Annotated in this window: 16 protein-coding genes; 14 read left to right on the forward strand and 2 right to left on the reverse strand. The window is 55.7% G+C overall.

Annotated features, from left to right (window positions below):
- Positions 1–4 precede the first annotated feature (4 nt).
- The 5 genes from glmS (at position 5) to IAE33_RS24870 (ending at position 8,111) form a co-directional block, all read left to right on the forward strand.
- On the forward strand, positions 5–1,840 hold the full coding sequence (gene glmS / locus IAE33_RS04655) for a glutamine--fructose-6-phosphate transaminase (isomerizing) (RefSeq protein WP_201162514.1): 1,836 nt from the start codon (positions 5–7) through the stop codon (positions 1,838–1,840).
- 190 nt (positions 1,841–2,030) lie between these two features.
- Positions 2,031–2,942, forward strand: a complete 912-nt coding sequence (locus tag IAE33_RS04660; protein WP_201162516.1) for a TnsA endonuclease N-terminal domain-containing protein — start codon at positions 2,031–2,033, stop codon at positions 2,940–2,942.
- Positions 2,939–5,119, forward strand: a complete 2,181-nt coding sequence (locus IAE33_RS04665; protein ID WP_201162518.1) for a Mu transposase C-terminal domain-containing protein — start codon at positions 2,939–2,941, stop codon at positions 5,117–5,119. The genes IAE33_RS04660 and IAE33_RS04665 overlap by 4 nt, the downstream gene beginning before the upstream one ends.
- Positions 5,116–6,576, forward strand: a complete 1,461-nt coding sequence (locus IAE33_RS04670; RefSeq protein ID WP_201162520.1) for an ATP-binding protein — start codon at positions 5,116–5,118, stop codon at positions 6,574–6,576. Before IAE33_RS04665 ends, IAE33_RS04670 begins: the two co-directional genes overlap by 4 nt.
- Positions 6,577–6,596: 20 nt before the next feature.
- On the forward strand, positions 6,597–8,111 hold the full coding sequence (locus IAE33_RS24870; protein WP_201162522.1) for a TniQ family protein: 1,515 nt from the start codon (positions 6,597–6,599) through the stop codon (positions 8,109–8,111).
- 1,017 nt (positions 8,112–9,128) lie between these two features.
- On the opposite strand, the gene arsN2 is transcribed toward IAE33_RS24870, so the two are convergent.
- Positions 9,129–9,623 carry an arsenic resistance N-acetyltransferase ArsN2 gene (arsN2, locus tag IAE33_RS04680; protein ID WP_201162524.1) on the reverse strand — a complete coding sequence of 165 codons (495 nt, stop codon included), beginning with the start codon at positions 9,621–9,623 and terminating at the stop codon, positions 9,129–9,131.
- A gap of 177 nt (positions 9,624–9,800) precedes the next feature.
- On the opposite strand from arsN2, the gene IAE33_RS04685 reads away from it, so the two are divergent.
- From IAE33_RS04685 to IAE33_RS04725, 9 genes are all read left to right on the forward strand, one after another.
- Positions 9,801–10,157: a metalloregulator ArsR/SmtB family transcription factor gene (locus IAE33_RS04685; RefSeq protein ID WP_105642017.1), complete on the forward strand. Its 357-nt coding sequence runs from the start codon at positions 9,801–9,803 to the stop codon at positions 10,155–10,157.
- A 29-nt stretch (positions 10,158–10,186) separates the two neighbouring features.
- The gene (locus IAE33_RS04690) at positions 10,187–11,470 is read left to right on the forward strand and encodes an arsenic transporter (RefSeq protein ID WP_049695270.1); all 1,284 of its coding nucleotides are present in this window, start codon (positions 10,187–10,189) and stop codon (positions 11,468–11,470) included.
- A 14-nt stretch (positions 11,471–11,484) separates the two neighbouring features.
- Positions 11,485–11,955, forward strand: coding sequence for an arsenate reductase ArsC (locus IAE33_RS04695; protein ID WP_201162526.1), 471 nt, complete (start codon positions 11,485–11,487; stop codon positions 11,953–11,955).
- Positions 11,956–11,978: 23 nt separating this feature from the next.
- The gene (gene arsH, locus IAE33_RS04700; protein WP_031314388.1) at positions 11,979–12,692 is read left to right on the forward strand and encodes an arsenical resistance protein ArsH; all 714 of its coding nucleotides are present in this window, start codon (positions 11,979–11,981) and stop codon (positions 12,690–12,692) included.
- Positions 12,693–12,696: 4 nt separating this feature from the next.
- The gene (locus IAE33_RS04705) at positions 12,697–13,200 is read left to right on the forward strand and encodes a cyclin-dependent kinase inhibitor 3 family protein (protein WP_201162528.1); all 504 of its coding nucleotides are present in this window, start codon (positions 12,697–12,699) and stop codon (positions 13,198–13,200) included.
- Between the two features lie 25 nt (positions 13,201–13,225).
- Positions 13,226–14,308, forward strand: a complete 1,083-nt coding sequence (locus tag IAE33_RS04710) for an ArsO family NAD(P)H-dependent flavin-containing monooxygenase (RefSeq protein ID WP_201162530.1) — start codon at positions 13,226–13,228, stop codon at positions 14,306–14,308.
- Positions 14,301–14,849: an arsinothricin resistance N-acetyltransferase ArsN1 family B gene (locus IAE33_RS04715; protein ID WP_201162532.1), complete on the forward strand. Its 549-nt coding sequence runs from the start codon at positions 14,301–14,303 to the stop codon at positions 14,847–14,849. Before IAE33_RS04710 ends, IAE33_RS04715 begins: the two co-directional genes overlap by 8 nt.
- A gap of 469 nt (positions 14,850–15,318) precedes the next feature.
- The gene (locus tag IAE33_RS04720) at positions 15,319–17,025 is read left to right on the forward strand and encodes an ATP-dependent nuclease (protein WP_054572038.1); all 1,707 of its coding nucleotides are present in this window, start codon (positions 15,319–15,321) and stop codon (positions 17,023–17,025) included.
- Positions 17,018–18,445: a UvrD-helicase domain-containing protein gene (locus IAE33_RS04725; protein WP_201162534.1), complete on the forward strand. Its 1,428-nt coding sequence runs from the start codon at positions 17,018–17,020 to the stop codon at positions 18,443–18,445. Before IAE33_RS04720 ends, IAE33_RS04725 begins: the two co-directional genes overlap by 8 nt.
- A 26-nt stretch (positions 18,446–18,471) precedes the next feature.
- On the opposite strand, the gene IAE33_RS04730 is transcribed toward IAE33_RS04725, so the two are convergent.
- Complete coding sequence (locus tag IAE33_RS04730; protein WP_201162536.1) at positions 18,472–19,242, reverse strand: hypothetical protein; 771 nt, start codon at positions 19,240–19,242, stop codon at positions 18,472–18,474.
- Positions 19,243–19,320 lie beyond the last annotated feature (78 nt).

Consider the following 19,320-nt stretch of genomic DNA (forward strand, 5'->3'; position numbering starts at 1 on the left):
AGACATGTGTGGAATCGTGGGTGCAGTCGCCGAGCGCAACATCACCGCCATCCTGATCGAGGGCCTGAAGCGCCTGGAATACCGAGGGTACGACAGTGCAGGCCTGGCCGTGCTGACACAGGACGGCGAGCTGCAGCGTCGCCGCCGTATTGGCAAGGTCAGCGAGCTGAAAGCCGCTGTGGTGGCCGAGCCGGTTGCCGGGCGCCTGGGCATTGCCCATACCCGTTGGGCTACCCACGGCGCACCTACCGAAGGCAATGCACACCCCCATTTCTCTGGCCATGAAGTGGCTGTGGTGCACAACGGCATCATCGAGAACCACGAAGCGCTGCGCGAAGAGCTCAAGGGGCTGGGCTATGTGTTCGCATCGCAGACCGACACCGAAGTCATCGTCCACCTTATCCACCACACCCTCAAAAGCCTCCCGGACCTGGCCGACGCCCTGAAGGCAGCGGTCAAGCGCCTGCATGGCGCCTATGGCCTGGCGCTGATCAGCACCCACCAACCCGACCGCCTGGTGGCCGCGCGCAGCGGCAGCCCGCTGGTCATCGGCTTGGGCCTGGGTGAGAACTTCCTGGCGTCCGACCAACTGGCCCTGCGCCAGGTCACCGACCGCTTCATGTACCTTGAAGAAGGGGACATCGCCGAAATCCGCCGTGACCAGGTGCGCATCTGGGACCAGGGTGGCCGTGAGGTTCAGCGCGAAACCGTGCAGTACCACGAAGGGGCAGAAGCCGCTGACAAAGGCCAGTATCGCCACTTCATGCTCAAGGAAATCCACGAGCAACCGCGCGTGGTACAGCGCACCCTCGAAGGCCGCCTGGGCACTGACCACGTGCTGGTCCAGGCCTTCGGGCCACAGGCGGCCGAGCTGTTCGCCAAGGTGCGCAACGTGCAGATCGTGGCCTGCGGCACCAGCTACCACGCAGGCATGGTTGCCCGTTACTGGCTGGAAAGCCTGGCGGGGATCCCTTGCCAGGTAGAGGTCGCCAGCGAGTTCCGCTACCGCAAGGTGGTGGTGCAGCCCGACACGCTGTTCGTGTCCATCTCCCAGTCCGGTGAAACCGCCGACACCCTCGCGGCCCTGCGCAACGCCAAAGAGCTGGGCTTCCTCGGCAGCCTGGCCATCTGTAACGTCGGCATCAGCTCGCTGGTGCGTGAGTCGGACCTGACCCTGCTGACCCTGGCCGGCCCGGAAATCGGCGTGGCCTCCACCAAGGCCTTCACCACCCAGCTGGTGTCGCTGATGTTGCTGACCCTGGCCCTGGGCCAGGTGCGCGGTACTCTGGCGGCCGGCATGGAAGCCGAACTGGTCGAAGAACTGCGTCGCCTGCCGGCACGCCTGGGTGAAGCCCTGGCCATGGACGCTACCGTCGAAAAAATCGCCGAGCTGTTCGCTGACAAGCACCACACGCTGTTCTTGGGCCGTGGTGCCCAGTACCCCGTTGCCATGGAAGGGGCACTGAAGCTGAAGGAAATCTCGTACATCCACGCCGAAGCCTACCCGGCCGGCGAGCTGAAACACGGCCCGCTGGCGCTGGTGGACAACGACATGCCGGTGGTTACCGTTGCGCCGAACAACGAACTGCTGGAAAAGCTCAAGTCCAACCTGCAGGAAGTGCGGGCCCGCGGTGGTGAGCTGGTGGTGTTTGCCGACGAGCAGGCCGGGCTGAGCAATGGTGAAGGTACCCATGTGGTTCAGGTACCGCACATCGCCGATGCCCTGGCGCCGATCCTGTACACCATACCGCTGCAGTTGCTGTCGTATTACGTGGCTGTGCTCAAGGGTACTGATGTGGATCAGCCGCGGAACTTGGCGAAGTCGGTGACGGTGGAGTGATGGGGGGGTTGTTGGGATAAAACGTGGTGTTGCTTCATAAAAAAGGGTGTGACAAAAAAAATTAAGTAGGTAACAAGCGAAATTAAGTAGGTAACAAGCCCCTCGGAGGCGTAAAATCGGGCCTCAAGCGGCCGTCTAGCGGCCGCATCGTCGATTTGAAGCGATCTTGCGCTCCGAGGCTGGCACCGCTATGAACCCCTTCCAGCCTAACCCGACACCTCCTGCGGCCTTCAATCCGCGTCGGGGCCAGCTAGTGAGCAGGGATTACCTCGAGAAGCTGATCAAAAAAGGCGTGGGCAGCGGTGAACGCGAGTCCTACCGGCCTTGGCTAAAAATCCGCTCGGTTCCTTCCAGGGGAACGTCCAGAGTTGTTCCTGGGGTCCGGGTCGCTCGCGGACATCACTGCTTGTCCAACGGCGAATTCATGTTCTTGGTCTTAATGGAGTTCAATCAAGACATCACGGACATCCGTGAGCAGTTCCCTCTGATTGACTACGACGAGACCTACGCCATTGCGCTGCAGAAAAATATTAAGCCCGCCCGGTATATTGGTACGGATGTGCCGTTCGTTTTTACCGCAGATTTCATGCTGAGCTATGCTCGGCCCGGGTCTGATTCAAGGCTTGTCGCCGTTTCACTTAAATATCGAAGTGAAATTGCTAACGCAACAGTCGAGAAAAGAAAGCGCATCTTCGAAAAGCAGGAGATCGAGAAGGAGTATTGGGCGCGGCGTGGAGTTGCCTCTAAGCTCTGTTTCTTTGAAGACCTTCCGCATATGAAGATCAAGAATCTTGTTATCCTTAGAAGTTATGCGAATTTACCCCTATCTGTTGCATCTGATAACAACGTGCAGAAAATCCTGCTATTTTTAAGTGCTGCTGACTCCGCGGAAATCGAAAGTATCTCTTTGCGACGATTGTTGAGGCTTATCAGTCAGCACGTTTACATCGAATACGCAGTGGTTAAGGAGCTGATTTTCTATCTCATCTGGCACAAAAGAATTATAGTCAATCTAGATGATTATGAACTCGGAATTTCTAAGCCGCTTATTGGGCTAAGGGTGCCCTTCGCAACGGTATCTATGGGCGAGGTCATACTGTGAAATTATCGATTAACTATGTCTTGGTGCCTGTACTCGAATCCGCTTTGATAAAGTCGGTATCAAGGATTTTAGACGTCGACCATAGCACCGGGCTGGCGCTGATCATAGGACTTGAGTACCCCTTGAAGAAACCAGTGGTGGTGGGCATCGAGGAGATCTCATTTGAGATGGGGCAGGGGATTTTACGGGTCGAACAGGACGTCCCAGCAGCTTATATGTTTAAGGATGAGAGCGAGCTCAGTGATAAAGAAAAGCTGTCGCGTGAAAAATCTTGGGAGCTGATTAAAGACCTCGTAGAAAGTAAAAACGCGGGTGATATATTTGTTGATGGTGAGTTCGGCAAACGCGTAGCTGACCATGCGGCTAGGCTAAATATTTCGCGAGCAATGATCTACAGGTTACTTTATAGATATTGGGCGCATGGGCAGTCAAAAAACGTATTCCTTTGGCAATCTACCAATTGGGGAGGCCCAGGAAAACGGAAGGTCTACAAGGAGGGTGCTCAACCAGGAAGACCACCGCTCTACCGTGGAATCGTCAAGCAAGATCGAGCGATCCGTATCAATGACTTTGATCTAACGTGCATTGAGACCTCCTTTCTAAGGTATGTCAACAAGCAGGAGTCATCTGTTAAGAAGTCTTTCGATTGGATGATTCAAAACTATTATCGAGAGATTCATTCTGATGGTGCCGTCGGAGATGTGAAACGCGGAAAACATCCCACAATAAGCCAGTTTAGACGCTACTCGGGTCAATACTTTGATCGTTTGTCTATACTGAAATCTCACGCCGGTGAGATTCGCTGGCTTAAAGACCATCGGGCTATTAAAGGGTCTGCTGTGGATGGCGTCTCCGGCCCGGCACATCGATACGAAATTGACGCCACTATTGCAGACATTTATCTCGTTCATCGTGTGAATAGAAACTGGATAATAGGCAGGCCGGTACTTTATATTGTCGTGGATGCCTATTCGCGCATGATCGTGGGTGTGCACGTCGGACTTGAGGGTCCAAGCTGGGAGGGTGCTCGCCATGCTTTGTACAACGCTTTTACAAGCAAAGTGGACTATTGCAAGCGCTACGGCATAACAATTGAAGAGAGTCAATGGCCCTGCCATCACATTCCGGCTGAGGTTTCAGCGGACCGGGCTGAACTGCTGAGTCATGCAGGCGAGGAGTTCTCCAACACCCTGGATGTGATTTTGAAAATTGCCCCACCTTATAGACCCGATTGGAAATCAATCGTAGAGAGTCGCTTCAAGCTCATTAATCAAGGGCTTAGTCTTAAGTTCATGCCGGGTGGCGTCGACGCTCGAAGAATGGAGCGTGGTGACCGCGATTACCAGCTGGATGCTCAATATGATTTAGATCAATTCACAGCCATCATTATTAATGAAGTTCTTTACCACAACGCAACCTTGCATTTACCACATCTCGCCACAAATGATATGGTCCGAGATGAAATAGATCTCTATCCGTTAGATATTTGGAAGTGGGGGATGGAAAATAATCTCCTGAGGCTAAAAACTCGCACGGATACTGAGATCAAGATTGGTCTGTTACCCTCCGCGCTAGCGACCATACGCCGAGCGGGGATTTACTTCAAAGGTGTCTATTACACATGCGATCTAGCTCAGCGCGAAGAATGGTTTGCCAAAGCACATAACTTCGGCGTGCAAAGGCTCAAAGTTTGGTACGACCCCAATAGCGTAGATAATGTTTGGATTCGTGATGGAACGGGCTTCGTTCGCTTAGAAGTAGTTGAATACCTGAAGGAAAAATACAGTGGATTCCGGCTAGAGGAGATCGAAGACCGAATTGCTGTTCTGAAGCAAGTATCACCTGAAAAAGAGTACGACCGGCTTAATAAAGCAGCTCGGACAAGAGATGCTAACGATGAAATATCTCTGCAAGCGAAAAAAATGAAGCAGGATTCGCCTGCTCCGACTTCCAAAGCTGCGGCAAAGGCCAATAAGACGGCTAATCGCCGATCTGAGGTAGGGGTACTTCGGGCAGCAGACAGTGCAGACCTCTCCCGATTGTCGACTGACGATTTGTCACCTTCATCGACCCCCTCAGCTGAGCCCTCGGATCAAGACGCCCCGACGCGCGAGCCTACAGCGCGCAAGAAGGTCGTTTTGAATTTGATCTCCTCCAAGCTCAAGAGGCCTGAATGATGATCCGCTCATCTCCTGCTACTTACACCCCGACGGGGCTCGCGCACTATGACGGCAATCCGCTGATTGAGGCGCTTCCCCCGATCCATGAAGATGAGGTCATAGGCGAACTGCTCTGTAATTTTCCCGAATTTCCTAACGCGGCTGAAATGGCGTTGAGCGCGAAGCTCAGAGCACACTGTGTTAGTCGCATTAGTGACATTGTCGTTCCTATGGAGCTGCATCTTCAATTCGAAGCCTCTCTCAGTCAGCTAATCCGGGCCGGCTATACCGCACGAAACCCGTTGGATAGGGACGCCGTAGCCATGCTTCACGCCGCTGATGACGACCAGCTGCGTCATTGTGGCTTCAAATCCTCTGCATCCTCGCTTGCTATCTTCGGGCTGAGCGGCATGGGGAAGACTACGTTGCTAAACAGCCTGGTCAAGACCTACCCTCAGGTGATTGTCCACAAGCGGTATGCCGGTATGGCCTTGAAAAGGACGCAGGTTGTCTGGTTAAAAGTTGATTGCCCTCACGATGGGTCGCCACGTGGTTTGTGTGCTTCTTTTTTTTCCGCCCTCGATGCAGCAATCGGCACTGATTACACCGATAGGTACATGAAGCCAAGAGCGAGTGTCAGTATGCTGCTTCAGCATGTTAGTCAGCTCAGCCGCAGTTTCAATGTTGGTGTTTTGATTATTGATGAGTTACAGAATTTAAATCTGCTAACTGATGCTGATGCGAAACAACGCATTCTCAACTTTTTCCTGACTTTATCTAATGACTCAGGTATCCCGCTAGTTTACTCGGGGACGAACTCTACCTTCAAACTCTTCTCGAAGGTTGTTCGAAATGCTAGGCGTGCCCTTGGCATGAGCGACTATTATTTTGATCGATTCCGAATACAGGATGACGAATGGAGCGCTTTGGTTCAAACCTTCCTTGCCTACAATTGGACGCAGGAGCCAGTCGAATTAACGTCCGAGCTTAACGAAACTTTGTATGACCTGAGCCAGGGTAATACTGACTTCCTCGCAAAATTGATGATGCTTACCCAGTGGTACGCACTATCGAACGACGAGAAAATTACTCCTGCGCTTTACCGAAAAGTATACGAACGGCAGATGATCATCCTGCATAAGCCCATCGAGGCTTTGCGCAGTAATGACCCACTGCAAATCGACGATTTCGAGGACATGATGCCGGCCCGTGAGCAGGTGGCCCAGATGCTCGCCGCAGCTCGCATGCGCCAGGCACGGCGAACGGGATTGCTTATTCACCGTACCCCTTTGGCCGACCCTCTGTCGAATGGCCCAGAGGAGAAACCCGCGGGCCGCAGACGCGGCCACTTGGCTGCAGTGGCTGATCCTTCGGTGGTTAGCGACGCGCAGCAGGTGGCAGAATCCGATGATTGGGAAGCGACTGCTGCCGAGAAGGGCTTTACTGGCTTGGACGGTGATATAGATCTCTGGTGATAGGTAGGGAGCGGGATGATATGGCTTCTGTGCTGAACTTCCCTACGCCCCTTCCTGATGAGACCATCACTAGCTTGGTAACCCGATACCATCAGATTTCAGGAGGTCTTGGGGTACGGCGGACGCTGACTGATCTGTTTGGGAGCGTCACTCGCAGCTACGCATCTGATCTGCCGTGTAGCCTGGGCCATCTTGAAGCTGCGTCAGGCTTTGGCCGCCTGGCGGACAACCATACGCTCCTTCCGTACTTCGAGCCTTTTCTCTCCCCTGGGAAAGCCAAGCGGGCCAGGAAGCTGATGCAGTCAGCCCAGCCTGTAGGCCTCAAGATGACATTAGGGATCACAGCAGCCGGATTTGAGCGATTTTGCGTCCGGCAGTACTGCCCCCGATGTGTCGCAGTGGACGTTTCGGTTCATGGGGTCTCTTATTGGCATGTCGGACACCAAGCCCCTGGTGTTCATGTCTGCCCGGCCCATCATTGCCTCCTACAGCGTGTTCCATCCGACCCTGGCTTCGGCTATTTCAACCAATTCTTTCTTCCCTCAGACGTGATTCCGCTTCGTGAAATTGGTGAGATTGAATATGCCTCTGATGCGTACTTCTGCCGGCTTGCGAATTTTGCTGACATCGTGGAATGGGGGCGGTTGCATCCCCGAGCTATCACCAGTCTTGTTCAGGCCCGCTATCTTTTTTTTGTCTTAGACAGAGCTGGGTATATTTCGCGGGGAAGGGTGCGTGCTGGCATGCTTGTAGCGCATTTTCTCGAAGCTATCGAGCTATACCCGCCACGAGATGAATTTCGCAGGCTGTTCGAGCTCCACGGTGACAAAGTGGTTTGGCCATTTAATTTGCTACGGTCACGTGCCTCAAGCCATCACCCCATTTTTTTCTATACTTTCCTCAATTCATTTGGTGTAGACATCCAATGCCTAATTCAAGACTATGCCGAAGGTGTGAAATTTTGCCCTACCCCGTTACGCAAAACCGTGTGTCGAGCGTCGCCCGTAGACCACTCTGAGCTTGTCGCTAGGCGAAAATCCTTCGCTACAGACTACGCTATATGTCCAGCTAAAAAGGCGCGAAATTATACTTGGCTGTATCGTCACGATAAGGCCTGGCTACGGAACCATATTTCTTGTCATGCCAAGGGTTGGGCGGTGCGCGATCTCATTGACTGGGATCGGAGGGACTGTGAGTTAGTCGCAAGGTTGTCACGCGCTCTAAAGGATCTGTACGCGTTGCCAGGTAGGCCAATTCTTATTTCACTAGCGGCTTTGTGTCGCGCCTTATCTGTACCTCCTGATGCGTTTCGACAGCGGCGGAAGCTACCTAAGTCTTTGGCATTCATCAAAGCGAGTTTGGAAAGCCGGCATGATCATCAGCTCAGAAAGCTGCACTGGGCCGCTCGCTTCCTAGCTGCGGGAAATTTAGCCATTACTAAGTCCAGCTTATTCAGGCAGGCTGGCATTAGAGTGTCGCAGGTTTCCGACGATGAAATTGTGTCACTTATTGATGTATGCGGGAGGCACTCATAGCAGTCACGAAGTTTTGCAGGTTACCGTATAGGAGATAAGCGACCCGTGTGAATAACTGCATTGGTGTGCGAGCCAGATTCTTGTTATCGGCGTCAGCCTGCACATAGACGTGTTTGCCAGTCCCTGTTGTATGATCCTGATCTATGCAAAACTGAAAATAGCTCTTAATTGATGGTTTTTCATAGCCTAGGATTTCTAGGGAGCGATTAATTGTTGTAGTTGATAGACGGCGATATTTTTCCGGGTTATGTAGATTGAGCACGTCATAAACGAATTGGGAATAATCTTGTGCAGTTGGGCCCTGTATAACGTACGCCTTGCCATAGCGCTCTTGGGTCAGGCATGAGCCTAGCATCGTGATTTTGTGCCGCTGGAAATCTACTTGGCACGTAGGGCACCTCTCCAGTAAACGCGATGCATGCCGATGGCAGACCTCAACACCCAGCGGTCCTGGAGCTACATGGGTTCGGTGTATGTAGGCGGTGCCTAGGCGCTGCATGTCTTCAATGACACATTCAACGCATACCCTCATAGCCCCTCTGGGCAGGAACGATACATTTTGGAATCGGACCCTGTCGAACAGCACGCCAATCGGATAAAGGGTGTGCCTGTACATGACATCATGATCGAAAATCCCGCGAAAAACTCTGAGGTCTCCTCGCTTCAGTTCATTCAGCTCGAAATCGGTGATCTCGAGATACCGAGACTCGTTTTTTACTATCCCGCACAGCTCATTGTTTCTTAGTATGGTCGAGGCAAAGTATTCCTCATCGAAAGGCTCTGTGACCGGTGAGTTTTTCGGTAGCAAGTAACGCACTCTTGAGAAATGTGAACGGGGGATAGTACATCAGTGACTTCCGAAACGGTTTGGGAGCACCTCATCAGGGCCTCTGCATCCGCTTCGACGGATCTGCAGGCTCGCGCCCCGCTTGGATTCGAGAATAGCCTGCTCCCCGCGGAGCCTTCGACATCTTTCGGGGGCCGCAGGACTCGTTCCTCGGACACCTGAGAACGAACTCACTGACGTTCGTGGAGGCGAGTTACCTGTGGTGACACCGAGTTGATGTCGCCAAGCTCCTTCACCATGTAGACCGCAGACGTCGGGCAGAGGCTGTTGAACTCCTCCGAATTGGAAATTGCCTTTGGGGCTTGGGATCGGTCTCTGTGCTCATATCCCCGAGCCTCGAAGAAGTCGGGTGCTGTAGTGGTCAGCAGATGAAGGCTCTGGGCTCCGTCAGCTTCCGCTATTCGCTCAAGTGCTCTGAGCAGCAGGGTACCGATCCCTGACTTTCGCTGGGCCGGTACGACAACCAGTGAGCGAATCAGACGAGTCCGGCCACTTCCTTCAATGCCCCCGTATCCCAGCTCCGTTTCTCCCCGGTGAAAGGAATAGAACATTCGGTCGGGCTGCAAAAGGTCTTGGGTCGGCAAGCCCGCTGCAGTCAGATGCGCAGCCAGGCCTTGGATTTGATCGGTACCAAGCAATCGGACAGAGATATCAGACTGGTTCATTGGGGACTCTGGGGATGGTATCGAAGGCCAGTATAGGGCCCAGAGCGCGGGCTTTTTCCAGTTTTATGACGTCCCGTAAGGCGAGGCGATTGTAAATATCTGCTTTACCGCATATTCGAATCGACATATATTCGGATTTCCAGATATTGGCCGTACACGCATTCCTCAGGAGGTCACATGCGGGAAACACTGACTCCCCCCATCGTTTTCAAATGCCTGGCTGATGACACTCGGGCCCGGATGACCCTGCTGATCGCCCGTGAAGGCGAACTCTGTGTCTGCGAACTTACCCACGCGCTGGAGCTGAGCCAGCCGAAGATCTCCCGGCATCTTGCCCAGTTGCGCGAGGCTGGAATCCTGATGGATCGACGCAAGGGTCAATGGGTGTACTACCGACTGCACCCCGAACTGCCACAGTGGGTGGACGCGATGCTGAAGGGAGTGGTCGATGCCAACCAGGAATGGTTGAGCTCTGATGCATTGCGCCTTGCCGAAATGGGCGAGCGGCCGCAGAGCCCTGTTGCTTGTGCTTGAGACTTCCCTTCGCTGATTGAGTTGTAGTCATGCTGATCGCATTTTTGATTTTCCTGGTGACGATCGTTCTCGTCATCTGGCAGCCCAAAGGCTTGGGTGTGGGCTGGAGCGCCGCACTGGGGGCCGTCGTGGCGCTGCTGGCGGGCGTCGTGAGCCTGTCCGATATCCCAGTGGTCTGGCAGATCGTCTGGAACGCTACCGCCACTTTCATCGCCGTCATCATCATCAGCCTGCTGCTGGATGAGGCGGGGTTCTTCGAGTGGGCGGCATTGCACGTGGCCCGCTGGGGTAATGGCAGCAGCCGCAAGCTGTTCGCCTTCATCATCCTGCTGGGCGCCGCTGTCTCGGCGCTGTTCGCTAACGACGGTGCGGCACTGATCCTGACCCCGATCGTCATCGCCATGCTGCTGGCCCTGCGCTTCTCCCCGGCGGCGACGCTGGCATTCGTCATGGCGGCGGGCTTCATCGCCGATACCGCGAGCTTGCCGCTGGTGGTGTCCAACCTGGTGAACATCGTTTCCGCCGACTACTTTGGCATTGGCTTCAGCGAGTACGCCTCGGTCATGGTGCCGGTGAACCTGGTCAGCATCGCCGCCACTCTGGGAATGCTGCTGTGGTTCTTCCGCAAGGACCTGCCGCGTACCTATGAACTCGACCAACTGAAGGCTCCCGAAGCCGCTATCCGCGACAAGGCGACGTTCGTTGCCGGCTGGTGGGTGCTTGCGCTGTTGCTGGTCGGCTTCTTCGCCATCGAGCCGCTGGGCGTTCCGATCAGCGCCATCGCTGCTGCCTGTGCGCTGATCCTCTACCTGATCGCCGCGCGTGGGCACGTGATTTCAACCCGCAAGGTGCTCAAGGACGCGCCTTGGCAGGTCGTGGTGTTCTCGCTTGGCATGTACCTCGTGGTCTATGGCCTGCGTAACGCCGGCCTCACCGACTACCTGACGCAGATCCTCAATGTCTTCGCCGGCTACGGGATCTGGGGCGCATCCCTCGGGACGGGGCTGCTCGCCGCTGGCCTGTCGTCGGTCATGAACAACATGCCCACTGTGTTGGTAGGGGCCTTGTCGATCCATTCCGCCGAGGCCACCGGCATCGTGCGCGAGGCCATGATCTACGCCAACGTCATCGGCTGTGACCTCGGTCCGAAAATCACCCCCATCGGGAGCCTGGCCACCTTGCTGTGGCTACACGTGCTGGCCCGCAAAAACATCGTCATTACCTGGGGTTACTACTTCCGCACCGGCATCGTCCTGACGTTGCCGATCCTGCTTGCCACCTTGGCCGCATTGGCCATCCGGCTGAGCTTTTGAACCGGAGATACCTGATGAAAGTCTTGTTCATGTGCACCCACAACAGCTGCCGCAGCATCCTGTCCGAGGCGCTGTTCAATCACCTGGCCCCCGAGGGTATGGAAGCTGTGAGCTCGGGCAGCTTCCCAAGCGGCAAGGTCAATGAACGGGCACTGAATACCCTGGAAGCCGCCGGTATCCCCACCGCAGGTCTTTCAAGCAAGGCCTCGGATGCCTTCGAGAGCGCTCCTCCCGACATCGTTGTCACCGTGTGCGACCGCGCTGCTGGCGAAGCCTGCCCGATCTTCTTCGGTCCATCGCTCAAAGCCCACTGGGGCCTGGCCGACCCTTCGGCGGTTACCGGAAGTGAGGCAGAAATCGAAGAAGCCTTCCAGACAACACTTGCGAAGATCGATGAGCGCGTGCGCGCCTTCATTGCGCTGCCTTTCTCGCAACTGAGCCAGGACGAACTGAAAGCCGAACTTGCCCGCATCGGCGCGCTGTAGGCCCTGGATCAATGGAGACCGAAATGAACGACCACCTGCCAAATGTCCAACCAGAACTGATTGATCTGCCGTCGCTGGAGCGGCTGGAGCCGAAGGATCCTTCCACACACAAACCGCGCATCCTGCTGCTGTACGGATCGACCCGCGAGCGCTCATTCAGCCGCTTGATGGTCCAGGAGGCTGCGCGCCTGCTGGAAGAGTTCGGCGCCGAAACCCGTATTTTCGACCCTTCCGGACTGCCGCTGCCGGATGACGCTCCGGACTCCCACGAGAAGGTGCTGGAACTCCGCGAGCTGATGCAATGGTCCGAAGGCCAGGTGTGGTGCTCGCCCGAGCGTCACGGCTCAATGAGTGCTGTCTTCAAGGCGCAGATCGATTGGGTACCGCTGGCCATGGGCGCCGTTCGCCCAACCCAGGGCAAGACCCTCGCCGTGATGCAGGTTTGTGGAGGCTCGCAGTCTTTTAACGTGGTGAACCAACTGCGCGTGCTTGGCCGCTGGATGCGTATGTTTACCATCCCGAACCAGTCGTCGGTGCCGAAAGCCTTCCTGGAGTTCGATGAAGCCGGGCGCATGAAGCCGTCTTCTTTCTACGATCGACTGGTCGACGTAATGGAGGAACTGACCAAGTTCACGCTCCTGCTGCGTGATCGCCAGGATTATTTAGTAGACCGCTACTCCGAGCGCAAAGAGTCGGCGGAAGAACTATCCAAGAGAGTCAATATTCGGTCCATTTGAGGTCATGAGCATGTCGCATCCTTACTCATTGGAATCGTTGCCCCATATTCCGGGTGCGCTGATTTTTACGCCTTGTCCGGGCACACAGACCAGCGCTCTCGCTGAAAGCCTGGAGACGCTGAAGCAGGCTGGTGCCGTGGCGCTGGTTACCCTGATGTCGGATACAGAGCTTCAGGAAAACGGAGTTGGGGAGCTTGGCGTCGCGGCCAAACAGCATGGGTTGGAGTGGTACCAGCTGCCGATCGAGGATGATCAGGCCCCGGATGAAAACTTCGAGGCCGGGCTGGGAGAGATCCGCCACCAGTTGGACGCTCTGCTCGCATCCAACAAGGCCCTGGCCATCCACTGCAAGGGCGGCTCCGGCCGCACCGGGCTGTTCGCTGCCCGTCTGCTGATCGAATCCGGAATGCCGCGCCGTGAGGCGATCGCATGGGTGCAGGAGCTTCGCCCAAGGGCGATTCAGAAGCCTGCGCACATCAACTACATCAACCAGTTCGGCGAAGACTGAGCGCTTCAGCCTGACAGGAGAAACCATGGCCACCGAAGGCGAACTACTCGATGTCATCGTAATTGGCGGCGGGCAGTCCGCGCTGACGGTGGCTTATTTTCTCAAACGGGCCAAGCTGTCATTCCTGCTGCTCGACGCCGAAGAGGCAGCGGGCGGGGCCTGGCGCCATGGCTGGGACTCGCTGACGCTGTTCTCGCCCTCCGCTTGGAGCTCGATCGCGGGCTGGCCGATGCCGCCAGTCACCGAAGGTAATCCCGATAGGGATCACGTGGTCAGCTATCTGGAGCAGTACGAGGCACGCTATGGGTTTCCTATCGTTCGCCCCGTCAGCGTCACGGCGGTGGAGCGAACCGGGCGTGCCCTTCGTGTTCGCTCGACGAACCGCGACTGGGAGGCTCGTGCCGTCATAAGCGCAACGGGGACCTGGAGCAATCCCTATGTTCCGGCCTATCCGGGGATAGAGCTGTTCCAGGGACAGCAGATTCACTCCGCCCATTACCAGTCACCAGAGGCTTTCCAAGGAAAGCGCGTGCTGGTCGTTGGTGGTGGCAACTCGGGGGCGCAAGTTTATGCTGAGCTGTCCGAGGTCGCCGACGCAACGTGGGTAACCACGGAGGAGCCGGCGTTTCTGCCTGATGACGTCGATGGCCGGGTGCTGTTCGAACGGGCTACCGAGCGCCTCAAGGCTCAACAGGAGGGCCGTGTTATCGACGCACCGGTCGGCGGGCTTGGCGATATCGTCATGGTGTCCCCGGTGGTTCGGGCCCGCGAGCGAGGAGCCCTGCGGTCTGTAAGGCCTTTTGTCTCATTCACGCCTGACGGGGTCGTCTGGCCCAATGGTGAGAAAACCCAGGTCGATGCGGTGATCTGGTGTACCGGTTTCCGGCCGGCTCTGGATCACTTGCGGGACTTGGACGTGCTGGATGACAGCGGTAAGGTCGAGGTTGACGGGTCGCGCTCTATTCGCGAGCCGGGCCTCTGGCTGGTGGGATATGGTGACTGGACCGGCCTGGCCTCGGCGACGCTGATCGGCGTCACCCGTACCGCGCGCAGCACCGTAAACGAAGTAGTGGAATACCTGAACAGCTTGGAGCAGCCGGATGCATAGCGGAATCGAGATTCGTGTCGCCAGACCAGAGGATGCAGAAGAGATCCAGATCATCTACGCGCCCATCGTGCTCAACACGGCCATCTCATTCGAAGAGGCGGTGCTGAGCGTGGAGCAGATGCGTGAGCGGATTGCCACGACGCTGCAAACCTACCCCTATCTGGTAGCGGTGCAGGAGGGGCGGGTAGTCGGCTACGCCTACGCCAGTCAGCACCGGGCGCGTGCGGCGTACCGCTGGGCGGTGGATGTGACGGTCTATGTCGCCGAGGATCTGCGCCGCAGCGGGGTTGGTCGGCAGCTCTATGACGTGCTGCTGCCAGTTCTAAAGCGTCTGGGATATCGCTCGGCGTATGCCGGCATTGCGCTGCCCAATGAAGGAAGTGTTGGGCTGCACGAGCGACTGGGTTTCCAGCATATCGGGACATTTCCCCAGGTCGGGTTCAAGCTCGATGCCTGGCATGACGTGGGCTACTGGAGGTTTGATCTGGGTAGCGACGGCCTTCGTCCAGAAGATCCCGCGCGCTTTCAAGCAATCCGCTGAAAAAGTAGATCGTGGTTGCGGTGCGAAACGCTGGTACTGACGTGGGCTGCTGGCGCTCGGGGACACATGTGAGCCTTGGGGCGTTAGATCACAAGGGGGCACGGAATGTAGGTAACCCGAGTTAGGGCGTGGTATTACTCGATTGCTCCGAGCTGTATCAGTTTGACTTCCTTCTCAGCCCGGCGGATCCCACCCAACTTGCTCCACAGGACTGTTGGAGATTGGCCGAAGACCAGCGACATGCCTTTCAGCGTACTTGTTTTCTCCCCTCCAGGATCGGCCCCCTCCCAGTGGCTGCTTTTCTAGTTTCGTGCTTATCTTGGTGGCCATCAAGGTAGTGGCTAGGTCGAGTTGTTTCGGGTGCTCAGAGCTGACGGTCATGATCGACCGTGGCAGGGAGGCTAAGCATCAGCGCAGCACAGATGGCCGGCCCTGCTTCTATAGGTGAGGTTCAAGGAGACGTTGGTCAGTGAAGATTCGAAGACTGAGTATCAAGAGCTTTCGAGGTATCAGCCAGCTGGAGTGGAATCTACCGATGGGGCATACCTTCTGCCTGATCGGCAAAGGTGATTCGGCTAAGTCGACGATTCTGGATGCGATACGCTATGTGTTCTACCCCCAGTGGAACCTTTCGCTCAACGACTCTGACTTCCATAGGGGCAACATCGAGGAGCCCATCGTCATCGAGGCGACAATTGGCGACCTGGTCGATGATTTCTGCTCGTTCAAGAAGTACGGCCAGTACCTAAGAGGGTGGGACAAAGATACGCTCACGATCATCGATGAGCCTGACGATCACCTGGAAAGCGTCCTCACCGTCAGGCTCACCGTTGGGAAGGACCTTGAGCCTCAATGGGTCGTGACCTGCGATCGAACCCCGGAAGGTGTTCAGTTCAAGCAGGCTGACCGTAACAAGGTCAGTGTGGGCTTGATCGGAGCTTTCAGCGAGCGGCAACTTTCCTGGGCCACCGGTACAGCCTTGTCGAAGTTGACTGAAACACAGAGCCTGAACGAACTGTTGGCAGATGCTTCCAGAAATGCTCGATCGTCACTGGATGCTAACCGGACAGAGATGTTGACGAATTTCGATGCTGCAGCATTGAAGTCGCAACAGATTGCCAAGCTCCTAGGGGTACCGGTCACCGACGCATACAAGGCGCACCTGGATCTGAACTCCATCAATCTGAGGGTGGGCGGGCTAGTTTTGCATGACGGCGATATTCCGCTGCGGCAGTTGGGGCTTGGATCTAGGCGCATGCTGTTGTGCGGGATCCAGAAAGTCGGGCTTGAGGAAGGCCACATCACTCTTTTCGACGAAGTGGAGTTTGGTTTGGAGCCTCACAGGATCACTCGGCTGATCAAACACATCAGAGAGGATGACCAAGGCCAGTATTTCCTGACGACCCACTCACCTACAGTGCTCCGCGAGTTGACCGTGGAGGAGCTTTACGTTGTTCATCGTGCAGATGGGGTGGTACAGGTCACCCCCGTAGCGGGTAAAGGTCTTGAAGAGCATGGGTTGCAAGGGAAGGTGCGCTCAAGCTCCGATGCGTTCCTGGCTAAAAAGGTGGTCGTATGTGAAGGCGCGACAGAGGTCGGCTTCCTCCGAGGGTTTGATGACTATCAGGTCGACAGCTCAAAGGATCCGCTGTCCTTCCATGGTGTGGCGTTGCTGGACGTAGGCGGAGGTTCAAAAGTGAAGGCATTTGCCAAGGCCTTCAACGCACTTCACTACCACGTCGCCGCATTTGCCGATGCTGACGCTGACGACCAGTTTTCCCAGGCTGATGCAGATGAACTTACTGCGTTGGAAATTCCGGTTTTCATGTGGAGCGACAAGCTCTCGCTAGAACAACGGGCCTTCCGCGATTTGCCGTGGGGTGATGTTGTTGTGAGCGTTCAGCTTGCGCGAGACAGCTTCGGTTACTCCGTTCGTGACCAGGTCGTGTCCAAATTTGGCAGTGCGCTCGACAGCGATCTCGGCACCTGGAAAGACAGCCCTGAATTGAGGAGGGCGATTGGCGATACGGCCAAGAAATCTAACTGGTTCAAAGACATCACCCGCGGTGATCTCTGGTTCAAGGCCATCAGGCCTGCGTTCAAGGATGAGGCATTCGCGAAGACGAACCTTGCCATCCAGCTCAATCAACTGTGGGCGTGGATCGAGCATGTCTGAAGAGTTGGCCATCAAGCTGAACGGTTGTGTTGGCAAAGGGTATGTCATCGCCCCTGCTGGCTACGGGAAGACGCAGCTCATTGCGTTGGCAGTGCGTGCATCTACCGGTAGACAACTCGTCTTGACTCACACCTTTGCAGGCGTGAACTCGATCAAAACGAAAATGACTGCGTTGGGCGTGCCGTCTTCTATGTACCAGGTGGACACGATCGCGAGCTGGTCACTGCGTTTGTGCTTGGCGTACCCGAAGACCTCGGGGTGGGTTACAGATAACCCGACTGATGAGCAATGGAATCAGCTATACGTGAGCTGCTCTGCCCTGGTGGGTAAGTCGTTCATTCGCCGTACCGTCGCCAGCACCTACGCAGGTGTTTATGTCGACGAGTACCAGGATTGCTCAGACCTGCAGCACTCACTTGTTTGCGCCTTGGCTGAATTTCTGCCCTGCCGAGTGCTCGGGGATCCGATGCAGGCCATTTTTGATTTCGACGGCTCCAAGCCCGTGGACTGGGAGGCGAGTATTTACCCCACCTTCGAATGTTTGGGTGAGCTGAACATCCCTTGGCGCTGGGCTGACAATCCGCAGCTTGGCGATTGGCTCAAAGACGTACGCAACAGGATCCAGGGCGGACAAAAGATTGATTTGCTAGGCAATCGGCCACCTTGTGTAGTCCGACATCGGACCGATCCCGAATTCTTGGAGGCCAAGCAATTCTCATCGCTCTATGGATTGCTGTGTCACAACGAAAGCGTTATCGCGTTGCACGGTGGGGACCAGCAATCGAAGAACAAGACACACGCACTGGCTCGGCGGATGGCTGGAAAATTTTCTTCAATAGAAGAAATCGAGGGTAAAGGTCTTCACTCGTTTCTCAAGCAGCTGCATGGGGCGAAAACCACCCAGAAAGGCTTTCTCTTGGCAGTTGAGTTTGCGAAGAAGTGTTTCACTGGAGTAGGTAATGTGCTGACGGCCGGCACAAAACGTGGCGAGGTTACAGGCTTGCGGAAAACCACTAAGCATCCAGCCCTCTTAGCGGCAGCGAATGCTTACCTGGAAGATTCCACCAGCTCGCATCTGATGAGTTTTTTCCTGGAGCTGAAGGCCAATCCTGACACAGGAGCCTACCGGCGCGATCTTTTAAACCGGCTGCTTCAAATTCTGAAGCTGCATGGTGAAAGCCAAGGGATGACGCTTATTGAGGCGGGGAAGATCTATCAACGTGACATGCGGCATTCGGGTCGTCCTGTGCGGCACAAAAAACTTATCGGAACCACCCTGCTGGTTAAGGGGCTGGAGTTCGACCATGCGGTCATCCTGGACGCGGATTCTCTTGATGCGAAAGACCTGTACGTCGCAATGACGCGGGGTACCAAGTCCCTCACGATAATCGGGTCCAGTAGACATGTGCCCGTGAGATAGCTAAGTCCGCTGTTACGCTGAGCGGACTATCTCGCCACGAAGCTGTTTGCGGCAGCGACTTTCGCCTTGCTTGGCTTGCTTGGCTTGCCGTTTGAGCGGTCAGGATTGAACGCTGGCCATCTATCCCCCAGTCCACGAACAAGATACCGATTGGTTCGGTCCATCTGGTTTCCCAGGTCGTAGTAATCGGCCTGCTTATAGGAAATAAGGTCAAGGTGGTATAGGCGGTTCAGCGAGCTCGGTATTTGATGGATCGGCACGCCTGCAAGCCTTGAGATGGTCGAGTAATTGATCGTGGCGATGTTGGAATTTTTGCTGCTTCTGAAGGCGCAGATCACGAGGAACACCTTCAGCGCATACAAGCTCAGCGCACTGTATTCAAACTGGTGTAGCACCAATAACTGAGTTTTGCTGCCGTCGTAGAGGCTGGATTTAGGTAGCTTGCCGTGGAAGCTATCTTCCCACCCTGCCAGTTGAAGAAGGCTGCCTTCCCGTATGGGTTTGTCGACCTTCTCCAGCAGCCCTTCCTCCACCAACCGCTTGAGAGATCGGGCCACGATCGGCCTCGACATTCCAGACAGGGCGATCAGCTTCGGGTACGTCGTCCTGACTTGCCCAGTGTGGTAGTTCGCAAGCATGCACAGACTGATGAACAGCCTGAGCGCAGTAATGCTCGAGTTTTGTTGGGTGCGGCTCCTTGCCTCCTCTCCGACACGATTGTCGAACGCGGCGACACCACCACCTTGAATCCACTTAATCGGAAGCCGAGCAAAATCGGCCGTCTCATTTGTGCTCATGGTCAACTCCGCCTCCAGGCAATGAGAACAATCGCAAACGCAAGAGCCATCACAGCACAGAGCGCGAGATTCAGTGGG

It is taken from the genome of Pseudomonas sp. S60 (genome assembly GCF_016647865.1).
GTDB classification, from domain to species: Bacteria; Pseudomonadota; Gammaproteobacteria; order Pseudomonadales; family Pseudomonadaceae; genus Aquipseudomonas; species Aquipseudomonas parafulva.